12 protein-coding genes are annotated in these 18335 nt (G+C 59.4%); 7 read left to right on the top strand and 5 right to left on the bottom strand.

Features of this window, described 5'->3' with window-relative positions; all coding sequences use genetic code 11:
• Nucleotides 1-99 precede the first annotated feature (99 nt).
• From infB to ORG26_RS07970, 4 genes are all read left to right on the top strand, one after another.
• Nucleotides 100-3456, top strand: a complete 3357-nt coding sequence (gene infB, locus ORG26_RS07985; protein ID WP_323134386.1) for a translation initiation factor IF-2 — start codon at nt 100-102, stop codon at nt 3454-3456.
• A 178-nt stretch (nt 3457-3634) separates the two neighbouring features.
• Complete coding sequence (locus ORG26_RS07980; protein WP_266368278.1) at nt 3635-5689, top strand: glycoside hydrolase family 3 protein; 2055 nt, start codon at nt 3635-3637, stop codon at nt 5687-5689.
• Nucleotides 5690-5788: 99 nt separating this feature from the next.
• Entirely contained in the window at nt 5789-6514 is a 726-nt protein-coding gene (locus tag ORG26_RS07975; protein WP_266368276.1) for a metallophosphoesterase, read from the top strand.
• A 66-nt stretch (nt 6515-6580) separates the two neighbouring features.
• The gene (locus ORG26_RS07970; RefSeq protein WP_266368274.1) at nt 6581-7990 is read left to right on the top strand and encodes an RtcB family protein; all 1410 of its coding nucleotides are present in this window, start codon (nt 6581-6583) and stop codon (nt 7988-7990) included.
• Nucleotides 7991-8143: 153 nt separating this feature from the next.
• On the opposite strand, the gene ORG26_RS07965 is transcribed toward ORG26_RS07970, so the two are convergent.
• From ORG26_RS07965 to ORG26_RS07945, 5 genes are all read right to left on the bottom strand, one after another.
• Nucleotides 8144-9322: a hypothetical protein gene (locus ORG26_RS07965; RefSeq protein WP_266368272.1), complete on the bottom strand. Its 1179-nt coding sequence runs from the start codon at nt 9320-9322 to the stop codon at nt 8144-8146.
• Nucleotides 9319-10476 carry a hypothetical protein gene (locus ORG26_RS07960; protein ID WP_266368270.1) on the bottom strand — a complete coding sequence of 386 codons (1158 nt, stop codon included), beginning with the start codon at nt 10474-10476 and terminating at the stop codon, nt 9319-9321. Before ORG26_RS07960 ends, ORG26_RS07965 begins: the two co-directional genes overlap by 4 nt.
• A gap of 110 nt (nt 10477-10586) precedes the next feature.
• On the bottom strand, nt 10587-10874 hold the full coding sequence (locus ORG26_RS07955) for a hypothetical protein (protein WP_266368268.1): 288 nt from the start codon (nt 10872-10874) through the stop codon (nt 10587-10589).
• A gap of 98 nt (nt 10875-10972) precedes the next feature.
• Complete coding sequence (locus ORG26_RS07950; RefSeq protein ID WP_266368266.1) at nt 10973-11725, bottom strand: LytR/AlgR family response regulator transcription factor; 753 nt, start codon at nt 11723-11725, stop codon at nt 10973-10975.
• Nucleotides 11697-12791, bottom strand: a complete 1095-nt coding sequence (locus ORG26_RS07945; RefSeq protein WP_266368264.1) for a sensor histidine kinase — start codon at nt 12789-12791, stop codon at nt 11697-11699. The genes ORG26_RS07950 and ORG26_RS07945 overlap by 29 nt, the downstream gene beginning before the upstream one ends.
• Before the next feature lie 290 nt (nt 12792-13081).
• On the opposite strand from ORG26_RS07945, the gene ORG26_RS07940 reads away from it, so the two are divergent.
• The 3 genes from ORG26_RS07940 to ORG26_RS07930 all read left to right on the top strand — a co-directional run bounded on the left by ORG26_RS07940 (nt 13082) and on the right by ORG26_RS07930 (nt 18260).
• Entirely contained in the window at nt 13082-15646 is a 2565-nt protein-coding gene (locus ORG26_RS07940) for a TonB-dependent receptor (RefSeq protein ID WP_266369343.1), read from the top strand.
• Between the two features lie 79 nt (nt 15647-15725).
• Nucleotides 15726-16322 (top strand): YceI family protein, encoded by a 597-nt coding sequence (locus ORG26_RS07935; RefSeq protein WP_266368262.1) that lies wholly within the window; start codon nt 15726-15728, stop codon nt 16320-16322.
• A gap of 198 nt (nt 16323-16520) precedes the next feature.
• The gene (locus tag ORG26_RS07930) at nt 16521-18260 is read left to right on the top strand and encodes a gliding motility-associated C-terminal domain-containing protein (protein WP_266368261.1); all 1740 of its coding nucleotides are present in this window, start codon (nt 16521-16523) and stop codon (nt 18258-18260) included.
• Nucleotides 18261-18335 lie beyond the last annotated feature (75 nt).

Here is an 18335-nt window from a genome sequence, read left to right as displayed (position 1 = left end):
GAAGATAAATCCATGCGCCTGAGCCAAGTGGCAAAAATTCTTAACGTTGGAATCGGCAGCGTTGTAAAAGATCTTTCTGCCAAAGGGTTTAAGGTTGATATGAATCCCAATGCCAAGATTTCCTTCAATCAGCTGGAAATCCTGGCAAAGGACTATAAAAACACGGAACTGCTGACGAAAGCCGCTACTCCGCCGCCCCCGCGGCCGGAGCCGGCTATTGCTGTGGTTGAGCCGCCGAAGCCTTCCGAGGCCCGGCCCGCCGAAACGCGGCCTGCCGAGGTCCGTCCGGCTCCGGCTCCACAGCCCCAGGCGGTTCAGCCCGCTCCGCGCCCGGCTGAACCCGTAAAAACAGAAGCGCCCCGGCCCGCGGCCACTCAACCCGCTGCACCGCAGCCCGTTGCAACGCCACCCGCCGAGGCCCGGCCTGTTGAGGCCCGTCCGGCTCCGGAGGTAAAAGCCGAGCCTGCTCCAGCTCCCGCCCCGGCTCCCCGGCCGGTCGAAGCTGAAGCCGCCCGTCCGACACCGGCTCCGCAGCCCGAAAACCGTCCGGCACCGCAGCCGACCGCTGCCCAGCCGCCGGTGACCCCGCCTGCACCCAAACCCGCGGAAACGCCCGCCCCGGCACCCGTTGCCAAAACGGAAGCCCCCGCGCCGAAACCGCAGGAAACGGAGTCGGGTGATACGTCTCGCCCAACGGTGCCGGGATTGAAAATTCTCGGAAAAATCGACCTGAGTCAGAACCGTCCGTCGGACCAGCGCCGCCCCGAGCAGCAACGGCCGCAGGGTGGCCGGGACAACGGCCCGCGCAACGACCGCAACGGCGGCCCGCGCGAAAACGGACCCCGTGGCGGTGATAACCGCGACGGCGGATCGCGCGACGGCGGCCAGCGGAACTTTGGTCAGCGGCCGAACGAAAATCGTCCGCAGCAAAACCGTCCGGAAGGCCAGAATCAGGGACCGCGTCCCGAACGCCAGCCCGAAAACCGTCCGGCACCGCAGCCGACCGCTGCCCAGCCGCCGGTAACTCCGCCCGCACCCACGCCGGAAGCCATTGAACCGGAACTGGTTCGCGCTCAGGGCGAAAAGCTGCAGGGCCTTCGGGTTCTTGGAAAAATCGAACTGCCGGTCGAACGCAAAAACAACGGCGGTGGCTCCAACGACAACCGCGAGAAACGCAAACGCAAACGGATGCGTGTGCCCGCAACCGGCCAGCCCGGCACTCCCGGACAGGGAGGCCCGCAGGGTGAACGCCAGGGCGGCGGACAACGCGACGGCGGACCCCGCGAAGGTCAGCGCAGCCCCGACAACCGCGACGGCGGACAACGCGATGGTCAGCGGAATACCGGACCCCGTGATGGCCAGCGCGACAACCGGAACCAGCCGGGCGGACAGCCCGGTCAGGGACAGGGCGGCAACCGTCCGGCACAGAACCGCCCCGGTGGTCCGCAGGGACAGGGAAACAATGCAGGTAACCGGCCAGCCGGTACCGGAAGCACCAGCAATAACAACAACCGCAAAGGGGGTGAACGCCGCGAACGCCGCGAGGAACCGACCGAGCGCGAAGTACGGGACCAGATCAAGGCGACCAACCTCCGCATGGCCGGTGGGAAGTCCAACCGGGGTGCTGACCGCCGCCGCGACCGCCGGGCCGAACGGGCTGACCGCGAGCGCGAACGCCTTGAACTGGAACAGGAAGACGCAAAAGTACTGAAGGTGACCGAGTTCGTCTCGGCCAACGACCTGGCGTCGCTCATGGACGTTTCGATCAACGAGGTCATTGCGACCTGTATGAGCCTCGGGATGTTCGTGTCGATCAACCAGCGCCTGGACGCCGAAGCCATCACGGTGATTGCCGATGAATTTGGCTACGACGTGCAGTTTGTGTCGGCGGAAGAAGAAATCGAAGCTGGCCTGGTTGAGACCGAAGACGCACCGGAAGACCTCCTGCTGCGCGCTCCGATCGTCACGATCATGGGTCACGTTGACCACGGTAAAACGTCACTGCTTGACTACATCCGCCGGACGAAAGTTGCGGCCGGTGAAGCCGGGGGTATCACGCAGCACATTGGCGCGTACAGCGTACAGACCGACGACGGCCGACCCATCACCTTCCTCGATACGCCGGGTCACGAAGCCTTTACGGCCATGCGTGCCCGCGGTGCGAAAGTGACGGACGTGGTTATCATCGTGATTGCCGCCGACGACAGTGTCATGCCGCAGACCCGCGAGGCCATCAACCACGCACAGGTAGCGGGCGTACCCATTGTCTTTGCGTTCTCGAAAGTCGATAAGCCGGGTGCCGATACGGAGCGAATCCGTCAGGAACTCGCGCAGATGAATATGCTCGTGGAAGAGTGGGGCGGTAAGTACCAGACGCAGGAAATCTCGTCGAAATCCGGTCTGGGTATCAACGACCTCCTCGACAAGGTACTGCTCGAAGCCGAACTGCTCGATCTGAAAGCCAACCCGAACAAGCGGGCCGTGGGTACGGTCATCGAAGCCTCCCTCGATAAAGGTCGCGGCTACGTGACGACCATGCTCGTACAGAGCGGTACGCTCCGAATTTCGGACGTCGTGCTGGTGGGTGCCCACTTTGGCCGCATCCGGGCCATGACCGACAGTTTCGGCAAGCGCCTGAAAGAAGCCGGTCCGTCAACGCCGGTGCAGGTGCTCGGTCTGCCGGGTGCTCCGCAGGCAGGTGACCGCTTTAACGTGATGGAAACGGAGCGTGAAGCCCGCGAAATCGCCAACAAACGCGAACAGCTGCTGCGCGAACAGAGCCTGCGTACCCGCAAGCACATTACGCTGGAAGAGATCGGTCGCCGGAAGGCTATCGGAAGCTTCAAGGAGCTGAACGTGATTGTGAAAGGCGACGTGGACGGTTCGGTAGAAGCCCTGTCGGATTCGCTGCTGAAGCTGTCGACCGAAGAAGTACAGGTGAACATCATCCACAAGGCGGTGGGTCAGATTTCCGAATCGGACGTGCTGCTGGCTTCGGCTTCGGATGCTATCGTGCTGGGCTTCCAGGTTCGTCCGTCGGCCAACGCCCGCAAGCTGGCCGAGCAGGAGCAGATCGAAATCCGTCTGTACTCGATTATCTACGACGCCATCAACGAAGTCCGCGACGCTATGGAAGGCCTCCTGGCGCCGACGACGGAAGAAGTCATCGTGGGCAATATCGAAGTGCGCGAGGTGTTCAAGATCAGCAAGATCGGTACGGTGGCCGGTTGTTACGTCACGGATGGTCTCATCAAACGGAACAACAAGATCCGGGTTATCCGCGACTTCATCGTGGTGCATACCGGCGAGATCAGCGCCCTCAAGCGTTTCAAGGACGACGTCAACGAGGTTCGGAACGGCTACGAATGTGGCATGAGTATCAAGAACTTCAACGATCTTCAGGTCGGCGACACCATCGAAAGCTTCGAGCTGAAAGAGGTGAAGCGGACGCTGTAAGGCACGGTCGCAAGAGTCCGGATAAAGAACAGAAAACACCCCCGTCGGCGCAGGTCGGCGGGGGTGTTTTGGTTTACGCCGTATCGAATCCTAACCCCGCCGGGCTTTTTAATGGAGGCTTAAAAGTATAATTCCGGCCCGTCCGCCTTCCGTAGGCAATACTTAATCAGAAATACGCATGACATTCGACGGAATACAACGGCTGATCAAGGGAGGATTACTGCCCGGTTTGTTGCTGACTATCCCGGTCGCACTTGCCCAGAAACCGGCGCAGCCCGCCCTGGGTTACCGCTCGGTCAAAACCGTTGTTCAGCAGAATCTTACTTTCAAGGATCTGAACAAAAACGGGAAACTGGATCGCTACGAAGACTGGCGGCTCCCCGTCGAAGCGCGCGTGCAGGACTTGCTCGGGCAAATGACCCTGGAGGAAAAGGTCGGTTTTATGCTTATCAGCACTACCCGGCTGGCCGGCGACAATTCGTTTCAGCCGGGAGCCCCGAGAGGCCAGATCAGCAGCGGGTTCAACGAGGAGGACCTGATGCAGGAAATGAATATGTTCACCCGAAAACCGCTGCCCTATCCGCTGATGACCGCGGCCGGGACCACCAAGGCGGTCACCAAGTCGAACCTGCGGCATTTTATTCTACGGGCCAACACCTCCGCGCGCATCATGGCCGAATGGGCCAACAACCTGCAGGCGCTCTGCGAAGCCCAGCGGCTGGGAATTCCGGCTATCGTGGCGTCCAACCCCCGCAACCACATCACGATGGATGCCTCCATCGGCCTCAGCGTGGGCACGACCGCCTTCTCCAAATGGCCCGGTGAACTGGGACTGGCGGCCATGCGCGACCTCAGCCTGACCCGCAAGTTTGCCGACATCGCCCGGCAGGAGTGGGCCGCCGTGGGCCTCCGCAAAGGTTATCAGTACATGGCCGATATCGCAACCGAACCCCGCTGGCAGCGGATTGAAGGCACCTTTGGCGAAGACGCCGATCTGGCCGCCGACATGATGCGCGAAGTGGTGCTCGGATTTCAGGGCAGAAAGCTCGGTCCGGGTTCGGTGGCGCTCACGACCAAACATTTCCCCGGTGGTGGGCCGCAGGTGGACGGGCACGATCCGCATTTCGTCTGGGGGCAAGACCAGCACTACCCCGGCAAAATGTTCGACTACCACCTGAAGCCGTTCCGGGCGGCCATCGAAGCGGGAACCTCGTCGATCATGCCGTATTACGCCAAACCCATCGGTACGCAGTACGAAGCGGTGGCCTTCGCCTACAACAAAGGCATTATCAAAGACCTGCTGCGCGACAAAATGGGCTTTCGCGGCATCATCAATTCCGACACCGGACCGATCGAAATGATGCCTTGGGGCGTCGAAAACCTGTCTATTCTGGAGCGCTATCAGAAAGCCATCGACTGCGGCGTGGACCTGTTCTCCGGCTCGGCGGACCCCACGCTGCTGCTGGAAACGGTTAAGAAAGGCATGGTATCCGAGAAACGCATTGACGAATCCGTGGCGCGACTGTTACGGGAAAAATTTGAACTGGGCCTTTTCGAAAATCCGTACGTGGACGTAGAACTCGCCGAAAAAACGGTCGGCAACGCGACGTTTCAGGCGTCGGCCGACCTCGCCATGCGCAAGTCCGTTGTGCTGCTCCGCAACGGGGCCGGACTGCTGCCGCTGGCTCCCAAAACGAAGATTTACGTCGAAACCTACCTCGACAACGGCCGCACCAAATCACCGGCCACGGTCTACAAGCCCGCCAGCAACCCGTGGAACCTGACCTTTGTCGACAGCAAAGAAGAGGCGGACGTGGTGCTGCTGTGGCTCATGCCGACGATGGGCGGGCTGTTTTCGGCCACCGACGCCCCGATCGAACTCCAGCTTTCCAAAAACAAGATCGACGTAGCCCGCGTCAACGCCGCTACGGCCGCCAAACCCACGATCGTCGCCATCAACTACACCAGTCCGTGGATCATCGACGAGATCGACAATCCGGCCGTCAAAACGGTTCTGGCGACCTTCGGCACCACGCCCGATGCGCTGCTGGACATCGTCAGCGGGGCCTTCAATCCGACGGGTAAAATGCCGTTCACGACGCCGGTGTCGCGGCAGGCGGTGCTCGACAACCTGTCGGACGTGCCGGGCCATCTGAAGCCCAAAGGCTACGCGCTGTTCCGGTTCGGCGACGGACTGAGCTACGACAAGGCCAGCCCGACCGCCAAAAAATAATTTTGTCAGGGGCCTGCCGTCTCCGGACGGTGGGTCCCGGCAAACCGTTTTATCTTCGGGGCGTTTAGGCGATCATCCGCCTTACTGACCCCGTTGCCTATGAACCTCCTCGCCATCGGTGATATCCACGGCCGCACTGCCTGGACGCAGATCAACCCTGACGATTACGACCGCATCATTTTTCTGGGTGATTTTGTAGACAGCCATTCGCTTTCTGATTCGGAAATCCTCGCTAATTTTCAGCGCATTATCAAGCTCAAAAGGCGATATTCTGACAAGGTCGTTCTGCTCATCGGCAACCACGACGCCCAGTACCTGCATTATCCCAACTACCCCTGTTCGGGCTTTCGGCCAATGATGCGGCTGATGCTGTCCGAACTTTTTCAGCGGCACCGGGCCCTGTTTCAAATGGCTCATCAGGAAGGCCCTTACCTGTTTACGCATGCCGGTGTCTCGCAAAGCTGGCTCCGGTGGGTGACGGAGATGAAAGCCGTTCAGGAGGCTCCTTTCTACGATCAACTGACGGACCCCGGCCGACTGGCCGAAGGACTGAACCTGCTGCACGCGGCCGAAGAGGAGTTTCAGGAGTACCTGTTCGCCGTCAGTCCGTTGCGGGGCGGGGAGGAGCCGTTCGGCGGTCCGGCCTGGGCCGACCGGCGGGAAACGGAGAACGACTTTCTGCCCGGCCTGCACCAGGTGGTCGGACATACGCCCGTGCCGTCGATCACGACCGTGGGCGACGAGTCGGGGTCCATTACGTACTGCGATGTGCTGGGAACACGGGCCGATTTCTACCAAAAAACTTTGTCGAACGTCCCCGGTTAATGACGTATAGGGCTCATTCGATAAGCCCAAACCCGGATCGACAATCAGCCCGAGCGGCTTTGATATATGGCAAAAAAGCATTCATTAACCGGAAAAGACCTGCGGCGACTGGGCTATCCGGAGGGAAAAATTATCAGCATCGCGCTGGAAGTGATGCAGCGGGATTTCCGGCATTCCAAACAGTCGGAAGTGCTGGATCTGCTGGAAAAAGTGCTCAAAAGTCCGAAAGATTATCTGCACAATGCTTCGCTGAACAAGATTGCCAAACACCTGGTCGAGGAGCCGAAGGCGGTGGAGGAGTACGTCGAAATTCCGCTCCGCGAGGAACGAAAGGAGTACGCCATCTTCGGCATGGAGCATATTGAACCGGGGGCCATCAACCAGATGGAGGTTGCCATGCGGCTGCCGGTGTCGGTGGCCGGGGCGCTCATGCCCGATGCTCACCAGGGCTACGGTCTGCCCATCGGCGGGGTGCTGGCGGTCGAGAACGCGGTCATTCCGTTCGGCGTGGGTGTCGATATCGGTTGCCGGATGTGCCTGAGCCTGTTCGATCTGCCCGAACACACTCTTTACGGCGAAGCCAGCAAACTCAAGAACATCCTCCAGCGGGAAACGCTGTTCGGGGCGGGCCGCGAATTCGCCAAGCCGATGGACGACGAAGTGCTGAGCCGGAAAGAGTTCAGGGAAATTCCCATCCTGAAAGGGCTGCACAGCAAGGCCGTCCGGCAGATTGGCTCCTCGGGCTCCGGCAACCATTTTGTCGAATTTGGTGTGGTCGACATTTCGGCGGAGGACAAAGAACTGGACGTGCCGCCGGGCCGGTATCTGGCGCTGCTGTCGCACTCGGGTTCGCGCGGACTGGGGGCCAGCATTGCCGATCATTTCACCAAGCTCGCCATGCACAAAACGCCGCTGCCCCGGGAGGCGAAGCACCTCGCCTGGCTGTCTCTGGATACCGAAGAAGGGCAGCAGTACTGGCTTTCGATGAACCTGGCGGGGGATTATGCCTCGGCCTGCCACCACCAGATTCACCACAAAGTAGCCAAAGCGCTCGGCGAAAAGCCACTGGCGATGGTCGAAAACCACCACAATTTTGCCTGGAAAGAGGCGCACGAGGGCCGGGAACTGATCGTCCACCGCAAAGGGGCGACCCCGGCCGGAAAGGGCGTGCTGGGCATCATTCCCGGCTCCATGACGCAGCCCGGTTTTGTGGTGCGCGGTCGGGGCGAGGCGACGGCCCTGGACTCGGCCTCCCACGGGGCCGGACGCCGGATGTCGCGGTCGCAGGCCAAAAACAGCATCACCCACTCGCAGCTGAACCAGGTGCTGAAAGACAACGGCATTACCCTCCTCGGCGGCGGCCTCGACGAAGCGCCCATGGCCTACAAAGACATCCACCAGGTGATGAGCTTCCAGCAGGACCTGGTCGAAGTCGTCGGCACCTTCCAGCCGAAGATCGTGCGGATGGACGAGTAGGGGAATGACTGAATTTTGAATGACTGATTGATTGGTCTTGTAAATTTTGGCATTGCGGAGCCATTGAACCATTCAGTCATTCAGCCATTCAATCATTTGCCGCTCCGGCAGACCGCCATTCAATCTATCAATCATTCAACATTCAAAATTCATTCAATCCTTCCTCATCTTCAGGTAGTAATGCACCGCTACGCGGGGGGGCGCGAACATGTATTTCAGGGGGTTTCCAGGGGCAAAAAGGAGCGGAATCAGTGGCATCAGCATCGGATGACCGATTTCCAGCTCCCACTGGCGTTTGTAGCTCAGTCCGGTTCCTATGAAAAAGCCTATGTCTGCCTTGCCGCCCCGGATTGTGAGGAGGGTGCTGGTCGCGTAAACAAAAGGACGCAGCGCCCGCCGACCGAAGTAGGAGCCGCCCGCAAATTCCAGAAAGTGTAAGGGGCGGTGCGCGGTCCGGGATGAGTAAAGCGACTGGACTTCAATCGGGAAACCCGGTGTGACGATCCACGTCAGTTTGATGAAGCGGTTGTAATTCCGCCGCGGCTGGCTCAGGCGCAACGAAACGCCGAACGTCGGACGGACCCGCTCGAACTTGTCTTCGTCAGAAAAGCTGGGAGACAGGGTTTCGGCACCGCCCAAAAAGCCGACATGAGCCTGAGCGCGCTGCTCGGTGGAGGTGTAGGTTACCGTTTCACCGACAAAACAGGCGTTGTAGCGCTGAAAATAGCGGCGCATGGACGTTTCGTTGTATTGCGGCAGATTGCTGGCCCGGAAGGAAGCCGCATCACTGCACAGCAGAGGCAACTGCTCCCGGTAAAGATCGCCCGGAACGTAGAACCTGCCCTGGTCATTGGCCCGGTAAAAAGGCTGGTTGATCAGTTCCAGCAGGTCGCCGTCTTTTTCGATGAAAAAACGTCCGTTCTGGCTGCCGTCCCGCATCTGGTACACGGAAGCTTTCGGCCCGGTCAGCAAAACCTGCATGAACACGTGCAGATTGAGCAGTGTATTCGGGGCGATGTGATAGTCGCGGTCTGTAACTTCCAGGATAGTCACTTTTCTTGAAACATACACCTGATTGACCGCCGGAATACCAAAACTGCGGATTTCATGAACCGACATTTTACGAAAATCCGCCGCCGTGTCGGCCCTGAAGCGGATGGAGGTGGGCATCTTATCCCAATCCAGAAAATCGATGGAACCCCGGAGGGTGTCTCCGGCCTGAGTGACAATATACCCGGCGGGCGTAGTTGCATTCTGACCTTTCTGGGCCAGCGCTCCGCCGAAAAGCAGCAGCAGGGCGACCAGCTTCAGGTACGTATAAGGTTTCCTCATTTCTGTTTTTTGGCAAACGGATTCAGGTAGTAGTGCAAAGACACGCGCGGCCCCGGAACGAGCGTCATTTCCCTGTTCAGGAGTTTGTTCAACGGCATCTGGAGCAGGTGCCCCAGGTCGAGGTCCAGTTTGCGCCTGTAGCTGAGTCCGCCGTTGATGAAAAGCAGCGCCCCGGTGGCATGGTAAAAGTTGAAGAGGGTTCCCGACAGGTAGACGTAGGGCCGGAGAGCGCCTTTGCCGAAATAACTCCCGCCGCTGAACTCGACGATCTGCAGTGAACTCCGGCCCCCCTGTTCGTAGGTCCCGTAATCGTAGTTGAACCGGATGTTGGGCGTGATACTGGCATTGAACCGCAGAAACTGGTTGTGAAAGTGGCGCGGCAGACTGACCCGCAGACCGAGGCCGTAGCTCGGATACACCCGCCGGGCAGCCGGTTCAGAAATCAGCAACCGAACGTTGGTTTCCACGCCCGCACTGACGGACAGGTCGAACAGGTGACGGGGCGCTTTGGATTCGTACGTAATGGTTTCGGCCGAGAAACATCGGTTGTAGGCCAGCAGGTATTTTTTCAGCGAACTTTCGGTATACTCCGGCGCCGTTGCCCGAAAAGTCGGGGCGTCGCTGCACAAGGTCTGCAACTGCTGCCGGTAGGAATCGTCGGCCACGATATAGGTCCGTTCGCCACGTACACGCAGAAAACGCTGGTACACCAGTTCGGCGAAATCCCCGTTTTTCTCGACAAAAAAATGGGTTTTATCGAACATGTCCTTCATGCGGTAGAGCGCCGCCCCCTTTCCGGCCAGAACCACCTGCATGAACACCGTGACCGAAAAGCGGTCTTTCTCCTGCGGACCCAACTGGTACGCGCCCGTCGACATCCGGGTCAGCCTCGCCTGCCGGGTGACGTAGAGTTCGTTGGCGGCGGAGATGTAAAAACTAGTAAGCTCGTTAACGGAATAAGTGCTGAATTCGCTCTTTCCAGCCGGTTTAAACGATATTTTGGAAGGACTTACTTTCCAGTCCCCGTACTCAATCTGTCCCCTCAGCGTATCGCCCTGGCTGGTGACTGCGTATCCTTCCTGTACCTGTTGGGCAAACGCGGCCGGGCAGATGCCCAGCCCGGTGAGCCAGAGACCCGCCATCCATTTCTTCATTCGTTACGGTGATTTTTCTTAATTATCAGACAAAGATAGGGCCAAAAAAAGAGCGCTGCCCGGCCGGATGGCCAAACAACGCTCCTCTTTTAGCAAGCGGAAAAATGCCCTTAATGCCCGCCTCCGTACGACGGCTTGTCCAACTGCGGCTTGTCCACGTTGCGGTTGGTGTCGTTGCGTTTGATGGTCGGGTCGGGGTGGCCGGTCGAGTCGAAGGACTGTTCCTTCAGCACCGTCGGCATGTCGTCGGTATCATCCTGCGGAATCACGTCTTCGTCCGGAAACTTCGCGCCCGGTCCGCCGGATTCGCCTTCGGCTGACATATCGCGCAGCGCATTCGGCGCAATGGCCTGTTTGGCTGCCTGCTGGTTCTGTTTTGATTCTTCTTCCTCCGTCATAACGTTGTGTGGTTTTTCAACTATAACCCCGTGAAAAGACGGTTGTTTGAACCGGCCGCCGGTAATTCGTCGGTCGCAGGGCCGAAAAGGGGCGGGATTCAGGCCCGGTAGCGTAGGCTGAATTCGTCGTAGTAGTTGCTGCCGACCGGAATTTCCTGTTTGCCGATGAACAGCCGCGTCCGCTGAAACGAGGTGATTTTGTTCAGGGCCACGATGAACGAACGGTGTACGCGGCAGAAATCCCGGGCGGGCAGGCGACTTTCGACCGCTTTCAGACTCAACCGGCTCAGAAAGGGCAGGCTTTGCTGCGTGGTAAAGATTTTGACGTAATCCTTCAGCCCTTCGACGTACAGCACTTCGCTGAAATAGATTTTCACCTCGCGGTATTCCGTAAAAATGAAAAAATGGTCGGTGGTCGGGCCAGTCGGAGCTTCCGCCGTCTCGGCCGGAGCGGCGACTTCCGGATGGCCCGGAACGGCCGCATGGCGCAGCTGGTACAGGGAAAGAGCCTTAGTGACGGCTTTCAGGAAACGGTCGAAGGGAATCGGTTTGAGCAGGTAATCGACTACGGACAGTTCATAACCTTCGAGGGCGTATTGTTCAAAAGCCGTGGTCAGAATCACCATCGGCGGCCGGTCGAGCGTCCGCAAAAACTGCATGCCCGTCAGCGTCGGCATCTGAATATCCAGAAAAAGCAGGTCTACGGCCTCGTTTTGCAGCGTGCTGACCGCATCCAGCGGACTGCTGAAGGTTCCGACCAGCTCCAGAAAAGGGACTTTGGCAATATCGTCGGCCAGGATTTCGAGCGCAAAAGGCTCGTCGTCAATGGCGATGCAGCGCAGTTTGTTCATGGTGAAGCAGCAGGGTGAGCGTCACCCGGAAAATCGTTTTGTCTTCCCGAATATCCAGCAGATGCCGGTGCGGGTAATGCAGCGCCAGCCGTTTCCGCACGTTGGTGATGCCGATGCCCGAATCTTCGGGGTTTTCGGCCACGGCCGTTTCCGGGTTCGGGTTGGTGGTTTCAAAAACCAGTTTTTCGTCCGAGACGGTCAGCCGGATGACGATGGGACCGCCTTCGCGCACGGCCGGGCCGTACTTGAACGCATTTTCCACGAAAGGTATGAAAAGAAGCGGTTCAATGCGGTAGGCGCTCACGTCGCCTACCACCGTGAAAGTAACCGGGTGACGGTCGGTCAGCCGCATTTTCTGCAATTCGATATAGTGCTGCAAATGCTCGACCTCCTGCCGGAGCGCCACCTGTTCCTGCTGCGCCTGGTAGATCATGTACCGGAGCAACTGCGCCAGCGTAACGACCGCCGATTCGGTCTGTTCGGACTTTTTGCGGGCCAGCCAGCGGATGTTGTTGAGCGTATTGAACAGAAAATGCGGGCTGACCTGGAGCTTGAGCATGGCCAGCTCGGTCGATACTTTTTCCAGGGCCATCTGCTGCCGGATTTCTTCCGAACGGACATTCTGCCGGAACAGGGCCATCAGCGAGGCGACCAGCATGGCAAAAATGAACGAAATGGCGGCACCCGGCGCCCCCGGCCAGGGGCTGTGCGGCCCGCGTCTGGGGGATGTCAGGCCGCCCGACGGAGTTGGCGGGCGATTCTCGAAGGCCGGCGGGAAAATATAAAAGCACGCCATTTTCACGGCTACCACTGCCACCAGCATCGCGAGCATCGTCAGCCAGAACCGGTTTGGGGAGCCGCCCTGCAACAGACCAGGCGTCAGGCGGTTCAGGTTCTGGTAGAAACAGACCATGATCAGGATGCTGGTCACCAGCTGGGCCATGCCGATACTGTAAAGGTCCTTCGGGTTCCACAAAAAAGGCGGCAGCGTCAGCAGCGGCAGGCTGATGAATACTGCCCAGCCAATGACGTGCAGCCAAGTTCCGTAGCGTTGCAGAAATTTCATGAATGCAAGTTACGAACCGGACGGGCTTTCGGTGCCGGTAGGCGATCGTCTGCCGACGAGGAGCGCTTTTCCGAAGACGAAGCGGATTTTTCTGTCGTTCACGAACCTTGAAATCCTGCCGTTTGGCCGTAAAACGAGCGGGTCGGCGGTCCCGGTTCCGGCCTCGTCTGGCGGGAAATCGTGGTGTTCGGTGGGTTGGTCGGCACATTCCGGTTCTATTGCGGCACTCGTTTTTTGTTTCGTATAACGCCCGCGTTCTTTGAGTCAACAATTCGATGAACGCACTTGATATGAAACCCTTCGTCAGTATTATCCTCGTCTTTTTCAGCCTGTTGGCGCCGCCCGCCCGGGCACAGTTCGGACCTCCGCCCGGCGGGGGCGGTCCCGGTGGCCCTCCGGGCGGCTTCAGCGGCTCCGACGACCGGCGGAAAAAGGAATTCGTGCCCGGCCTGACGGACGAAACCCCGAAAGGGAACGCCCGAATCTCCGGCCTCCTGACCGATTCGACCACCGGTAAACCTGTCGAATACGCCACCGTCGCGTTGCTGAACCCTAAAACCGGCAAACCCATCGACGGTACCACCTCCGACGCGAAGGGCAAATTCGCGTTGACGAAGCTCGCCCCGGGTGAATACCGGCTCCAGTATTCGTTTATCGGTTACAAAACGGTCGAGTCGAAGGTGCTCAGGCTCGACAAGGCTACCGATCTCAACGTGGGTTCGGTCAGTCTGCCGCCCGACGTGCGGGTGCTGGGCGAAGTGTCCGTGACGGGCCAGCGGGCCATGATCGAGGAAAAAGTGGACCGGCTGGTGTACAATGCCGAAAAAGACCTGACGGCGAAAGGCGGCGATGCCAGCGACATTCTGCGGAAAGTGCCCATGCTTTCGGTCGATCTGGACGGCAACGTCAGCCTGCGCGGCAGCCAGAACATCCGGGTGCTGATCAACAACAAACCCAGCACCATTGTCGCCGCCAGCGTGGCCGATGCCCTTAAGCAGCTTCCGGCCGATATGATCAAATCGGTCGAGGTCATCACCAGTCCGTCGGCCAAATACGATGCGGAAGGCGCGGCGGGAATCATCAACATTGTGACCAAAAAGAACACCCTGCACGGCCTGACGCTGAACGTGGACGCGGGCGTGGGCCTGCGGGCTTCCAACCTCGGCCTGAACGGCTCGTACCGGCAGGGCAAACTGGGCATTACGCTGGGCGGTTTTGGCCGGGCGATGTACAACCGGGCCTCGTCGAGCCTCGACCAGACGACCTTCCGCAACGGAGAGTCGCTGCGGTCGGTGCAGCAAGGCACGGCCTTCGACAAGCCGCTGTTCGGGCAGTATTCGCTTGGGCTGGATTATGATCTGGCGAAAAATCAGTCGCTGACGGCCAACGTCCGGTTCGGCACCCGCAACTTCCGCCAGGAGCAGAACCAGCTGACCTACAACTATGCGGGCCTGAATGCCGGATTCGTTCCGCTCGATACCACCAGCCGCGACGTGGACCGGAAAGACCTGTCGAACTCGGTAGACATCAACGTAGACTACATCCGGACGTTCAAACCCCAGCAGGAATGGACCATTTCGACCCAATACAGCCGCACGGGGCTGGTCAACAACTTCGACGCCGACATGCTGGGTGCGTTCGGCGACCCGACCCGCCACCAGCGGAACATCAACCACAACATCAACGGCGAACTGACCTTCCAGACCGATTACCAGACACCGCTGAAAACCAATCAGCTTTTCGAGGTGGGGGCGAAAGTCATTCGCCGCCAGGTGGATAGCCGGTATGAATACCAGACGGCCCTCGGCGACGGCAACTACTTTCCGGACCTGACGAATCCGTCCGGCTCGCTCAACTACCAGCAGACCATCGAGGCGGGCTACCTTTCGTACACCTACGTAACGCCTTCGAAATACACCTTTAAAATCGGCACGCGCTACGAACACACGGGCATCACGGCCCGGACAAACGAGAATGTTACGCTGAACATTCCGGATTACAGCAATCTGGTGCCGAGCGTAAACATCTCGAAGACCATCAAGGGCACGACGCTGAAAGCCGCTTACAACCGGCGGATTCAGCGCCCCGGTCTGCAGCAGCTCAACCCGAACGTCAACGCGGCCAACCCGCAGCAGATTTCCGTCGGGAATCCCACACTGAGCCCGGAACTGACCGACAATGTGGAGCTGAGCCTGAGCAAAAACATCCGGAGAGTATACCTGAACGCGGCCCTGTTCGGGCGGTTTACCAACAACGCCATCACGATGGTTCGTCTGCCGTCGGACACGCTGGCGGGCGGTATCATCTCGACTTTCCAGAACATCGGCGTGCAGCGGACTTACGGCGCCAACCTGTTCTTCAACGCGACCCTGACGTCCCGATGGACGCTCAACGGCGGTCTGGACGGCTACTACGTATACATGCAGGGCATGACGCAGGGCGTTGACGGGAAATCAGTTACCATCAGCAACGACGGGGTGAGCATCGGCGGTCGGCTGATGACGCAGGTTCAGTTGCCCAAAAACTGGAGTATTCAGGGCTTCACGTTCTTCCGGGGCGGCACGCCGCAGCTACAGGGTCGGATGGGCGGCATGTACATGTACTCGGTGGGCATCCGGAAAGACGTGGCCCAGAAGCGGGGCAGCATCGGACTCGCGGCCGAAAACTTCCTCGGCAACGGCGTCCGGATGCAGACGGTACTGAATTCGCCGACGCTCTCGCAGGTCAGCGTGATGAACCTCTACAACCAGAACGTGAAGCTGACATTTACGTACCGCCTCGGCAAAATGACCTTCGAGCCGCCCCGCAAACGGGCCAAATCGGTCAGCAACGACGACGTGAAGAGTGAGGGCTGACAGAATTCGAAGAATTTAATGTGAATTCCGGATTATTGTAGATACATTTAAAACGATTATTCACCTTTTCTTTAACCATATGAAACGTCTGTTTCTGACCCTTGCCCTGGCGGCTACCTCCATGGGCCTGTACGCCCAAACCTGGACCACCGACAAGGCGCACAGCCGGGTAGGCTTCACCGTAACGCACATGATGCTGACCGATGTGGACGGCAATTTCAAGAACTTCGAGGCTTCGCTGACGGCCGCCAAGCCGGACCTTACGGATGCCGTCTTTGAACTGACGGCGGATGTCAACAGCATCAACACCGACAACGAGCGGCGCGACGGCCACCTGAAAAGCCCCGACTTCTTCGATGCGGCCAAGTTTCCGTCTCTGGCCTTCAAAAGCACCTCGTTCCAGAAAGTGGAAGGCAAAAAGTACAAGCTGTCGGGCAACCTGACGATGCATGGCGTGACCAAACCCGTCACGCTGGACGTGACCATGAACGGCCCGGTGACGATGGAAAACCAGCGCGGCAAACAAACCAAGGTCGGTTTTCGGGCGTCCGGACAACTGAAGCGGTCGGATTTCGGCGTCGGCTCGACGGGCGGCATGAGCCCGGTCAGCGACGAAGTGGAACTGAAGATCAACGGCGAGTTTGCCCGGCAGGATGCCGTGGCCGCCGGCAAATAATCGGCGCACAAAAAATGGTGGCATGACTCCGGTCGTGCCACCATTTTTTGTGCCCGACTGGACCGTTCAATCACTTTTGACGGCACAAACGGTCCGTTTGTCGACACTTCGGCAACGGAGCGCAACGCGTTGAAAAACAAAGTCGTATTTAAGGTTAGGGAAGTTGATTCGACGACGTCTCGGAAAACAGATACGGTTTTGACAAGAAAGCTACTTTACCTGTTCGCGGGTCTGCTGGCCGGAATGATTCCGGCCTTGGGCCAGACCGTCGATTGCGGCAATCTGGGTTTTGAGGAAGGCACGACCCGGGGCTGGGTGCTCACCAACGGCGTCGTGTCGGACGTGGGAACGCAGGCCGTGTTTGGTTCCGAAAATGCCGGGACGTTCGAGAACGGCCACCGTCTGATGCAGCCCGGCGAGGGCAACGACCCCAAAATCACGGCCGAGGCCATCCCCGTGGTGCCGCCCGGATCGAACTACGCCATCCGCATCGGCAACGTCACGCGCGGCACCCGGTACGACCGCATCCGGACGTCGATGCTCATCACGCCCGACAACACGCTGCTTCAGTATAAATTTGCGGTCATTCTGCAAAATCCCAATCACGAGCCGTACCAGCAGCCGGGTTTCAGCCTGCGCATTACCGACAAAAGCGGCAGCACCATCGCCTGTAGTTTCTACAACGTAACGGCTTCCGGCAGCATCGACGGCTTCCGCAACCAGGGCGATCTGCGTTACCGCAACTGGACCACCGGGGCCGTAGACCTGCGGGATTTTATTGGGCAAACCATCACCATTGAGGCCACGGCTCACGGCTGTACCGAGCGCGGCCATTTCGGCTACGCTTACTTCGACGCGCAGTGCCTCAAGGCGGAAATCACCCAGGGGCTTTTCTGTCCCGCCTACGACCAGACCGTCACGCTGAAAGCACCCGATGGCTTTGCCAGCTACCAGTGGAGCAACGGAGCTACCACGGCCACCATTCAGGTGCCACCCAGCCAGGGGGCTCGTTACTGGGTGAAAGTAAAGCCGTATTCCAGCCTGAACGCCTCCTGTGAGTTTCAGTTCGACCATGTGGTGAGCGTGCCGCCTGCCGAAGCGCCCACGCCTCATGCGGCGGCCATCTGCGAGGGCGACGCCTTCCGGCTCGGCGATTCCACCTACACCCGGGCCGGCACATACCTGACCCGGGTCCGGCGCGGTGCAGGCCGCTGCGACAGCCTGGTCCGGCTTACGCTGAGTGTCCGGCCTCTGGGGCGTTTTTCCGAAAAAATCACCATTTGCGAAGGCCAGAGCTACCGGATCGGCAGCGCCGAATACCGAAGCAGCGGCACGTACACGACGCGGTTTGCCCGGACCGGAAAATGCGACAGCCTCGTCACGACCGAGCTGACCGTGCGGCCTTTGAATCTCGCGGTCAGCCGGGACACCCTCATCCGGCCGGGCACCCGGACGCTGCTTCAGGCCGGTGGCCCTTCCGGCGGGCCGTACCGTTACACCTGGTCGCCCGAGTCGGGTTTGTCCTGTCCCACCTGCCCCGTCACCTGGGCCGCGCCCGACTCGACCACCCGCTATACTGTCACGGTGGAGGATACCGAACTCGGCTGCGTCCGGACGGCGTCTGTGGTGCTGACGGTTGGGCATTGCGTTTTCTTCGCGCCCGACGCGTTTACGCCGAACGGCGACGGGACCAACGACCAGTTTTTCATCCAGGGAACGGCCTGCGTCCGCCAGATTCGGGAGCTGATTATTTACGACCGCTGGGGCGAAGTGATTTATCATCGGAAGAACCTGCCACCTTCGCAGCCTGACTCCGGCTGGAACGGGCTGTACAAGGAAGCCTTAGCGGAGGCGGGCGTCTACGCTTACCGCGTTGCCGTCGAGTTTGTCAACGGGCAGGTGGTGCAGCAGCGGGGTACGGTGACGCTGCTGCGGTAAGGCGGCGGGCACTACCGACAGGCTTCGTCTGCACATCTGCTCCGTTCGTCTACACAAGCGGAAAGCCGACAACAG

This window comes from Tellurirhabdus rosea (genome assembly GCF_026278345.1).
GTDB lineage: Bacteria > Bacteroidota > Bacteroidia > Cytophagales > Spirosomataceae > Tellurirhabdus > Tellurirhabdus rosea.
The sequence above is the reverse complement of the archived record's forward strand: the minus strand, read 5'-3'. Positions and strand labels throughout refer to the sequence as shown.

What these genes read in the sequence shown, in the direction of transcription:
- infB (WP_323134386.1), top strand. Translation starts at nt 100, where the DNA reads ATGAATCCCAATGCCAAGATTTCCTTCAATCAGCTGGAAATCCTGGCA.
- ORG26_RS07980 (WP_266368278.1), top strand. Translation starts at nt 3,635, where the DNA reads ATGACATTCGACGGAATACAACGGCTGATCAAGGGAGGATTACTGCCC.
- ORG26_RS07975 (WP_266368276.1), top strand. Translation starts at nt 5,789, where the DNA reads ATGAACCTCCTCGCCATCGGTGATATCCACGGCCGCACTGCCTGGACG.
- ORG26_RS07970 (WP_266368274.1), top strand. Translation starts at nt 6,581, where the DNA reads ATGGCAAAAAAGCATTCATTAACCGGAAAAGACCTGCGGCGACTGGGC.
- ORG26_RS07965 (WP_266368272.1), bottom strand. Translation starts at nt 9,322, where the DNA reads ATGAGGAAACCTTATACGTACCTGAAGCTGGTCGCCCTGCTGCTGCTT.
- ORG26_RS07960 (WP_266368270.1), bottom strand. Translation starts at nt 10,476, where the DNA reads ATGAAGAAATGGATGGCGGGTCTCTGGCTCACCGGGCTGGGCATCTGC.
- ORG26_RS07955 (WP_266368268.1), bottom strand. Translation starts at nt 10,874, where the DNA reads ATGACGGAGGAAGAAGAATCAAAACAGAACCAGCAGGCAGCCAAACAG.
- ORG26_RS07950 (WP_266368266.1), bottom strand. Translation starts at nt 11,725, where the DNA reads ATGAACAAACTGCGCTGCATCGCCATTGACGACGAGCCTTTTGCGCTC.
- ORG26_RS07945 (WP_266368264.1), bottom strand. Translation starts at nt 12,791, where the DNA reads ATGAAATTTCTGCAACGCTACGGAACTTGGCTGCACGTCATTGGCTGG.
- ORG26_RS07940 (WP_266369343.1), top strand. Translation starts at nt 13,082, where the DNA reads ATGAAACCCTTCGTCAGTATTATCCTCGTCTTTTTCAGCCTGTTGGCG.
- ORG26_RS07935 (WP_266368262.1), top strand. Translation starts at nt 15,726, where the DNA reads ATGAAACGTCTGTTTCTGACCCTTGCCCTGGCGGCTACCTCCATGGGC.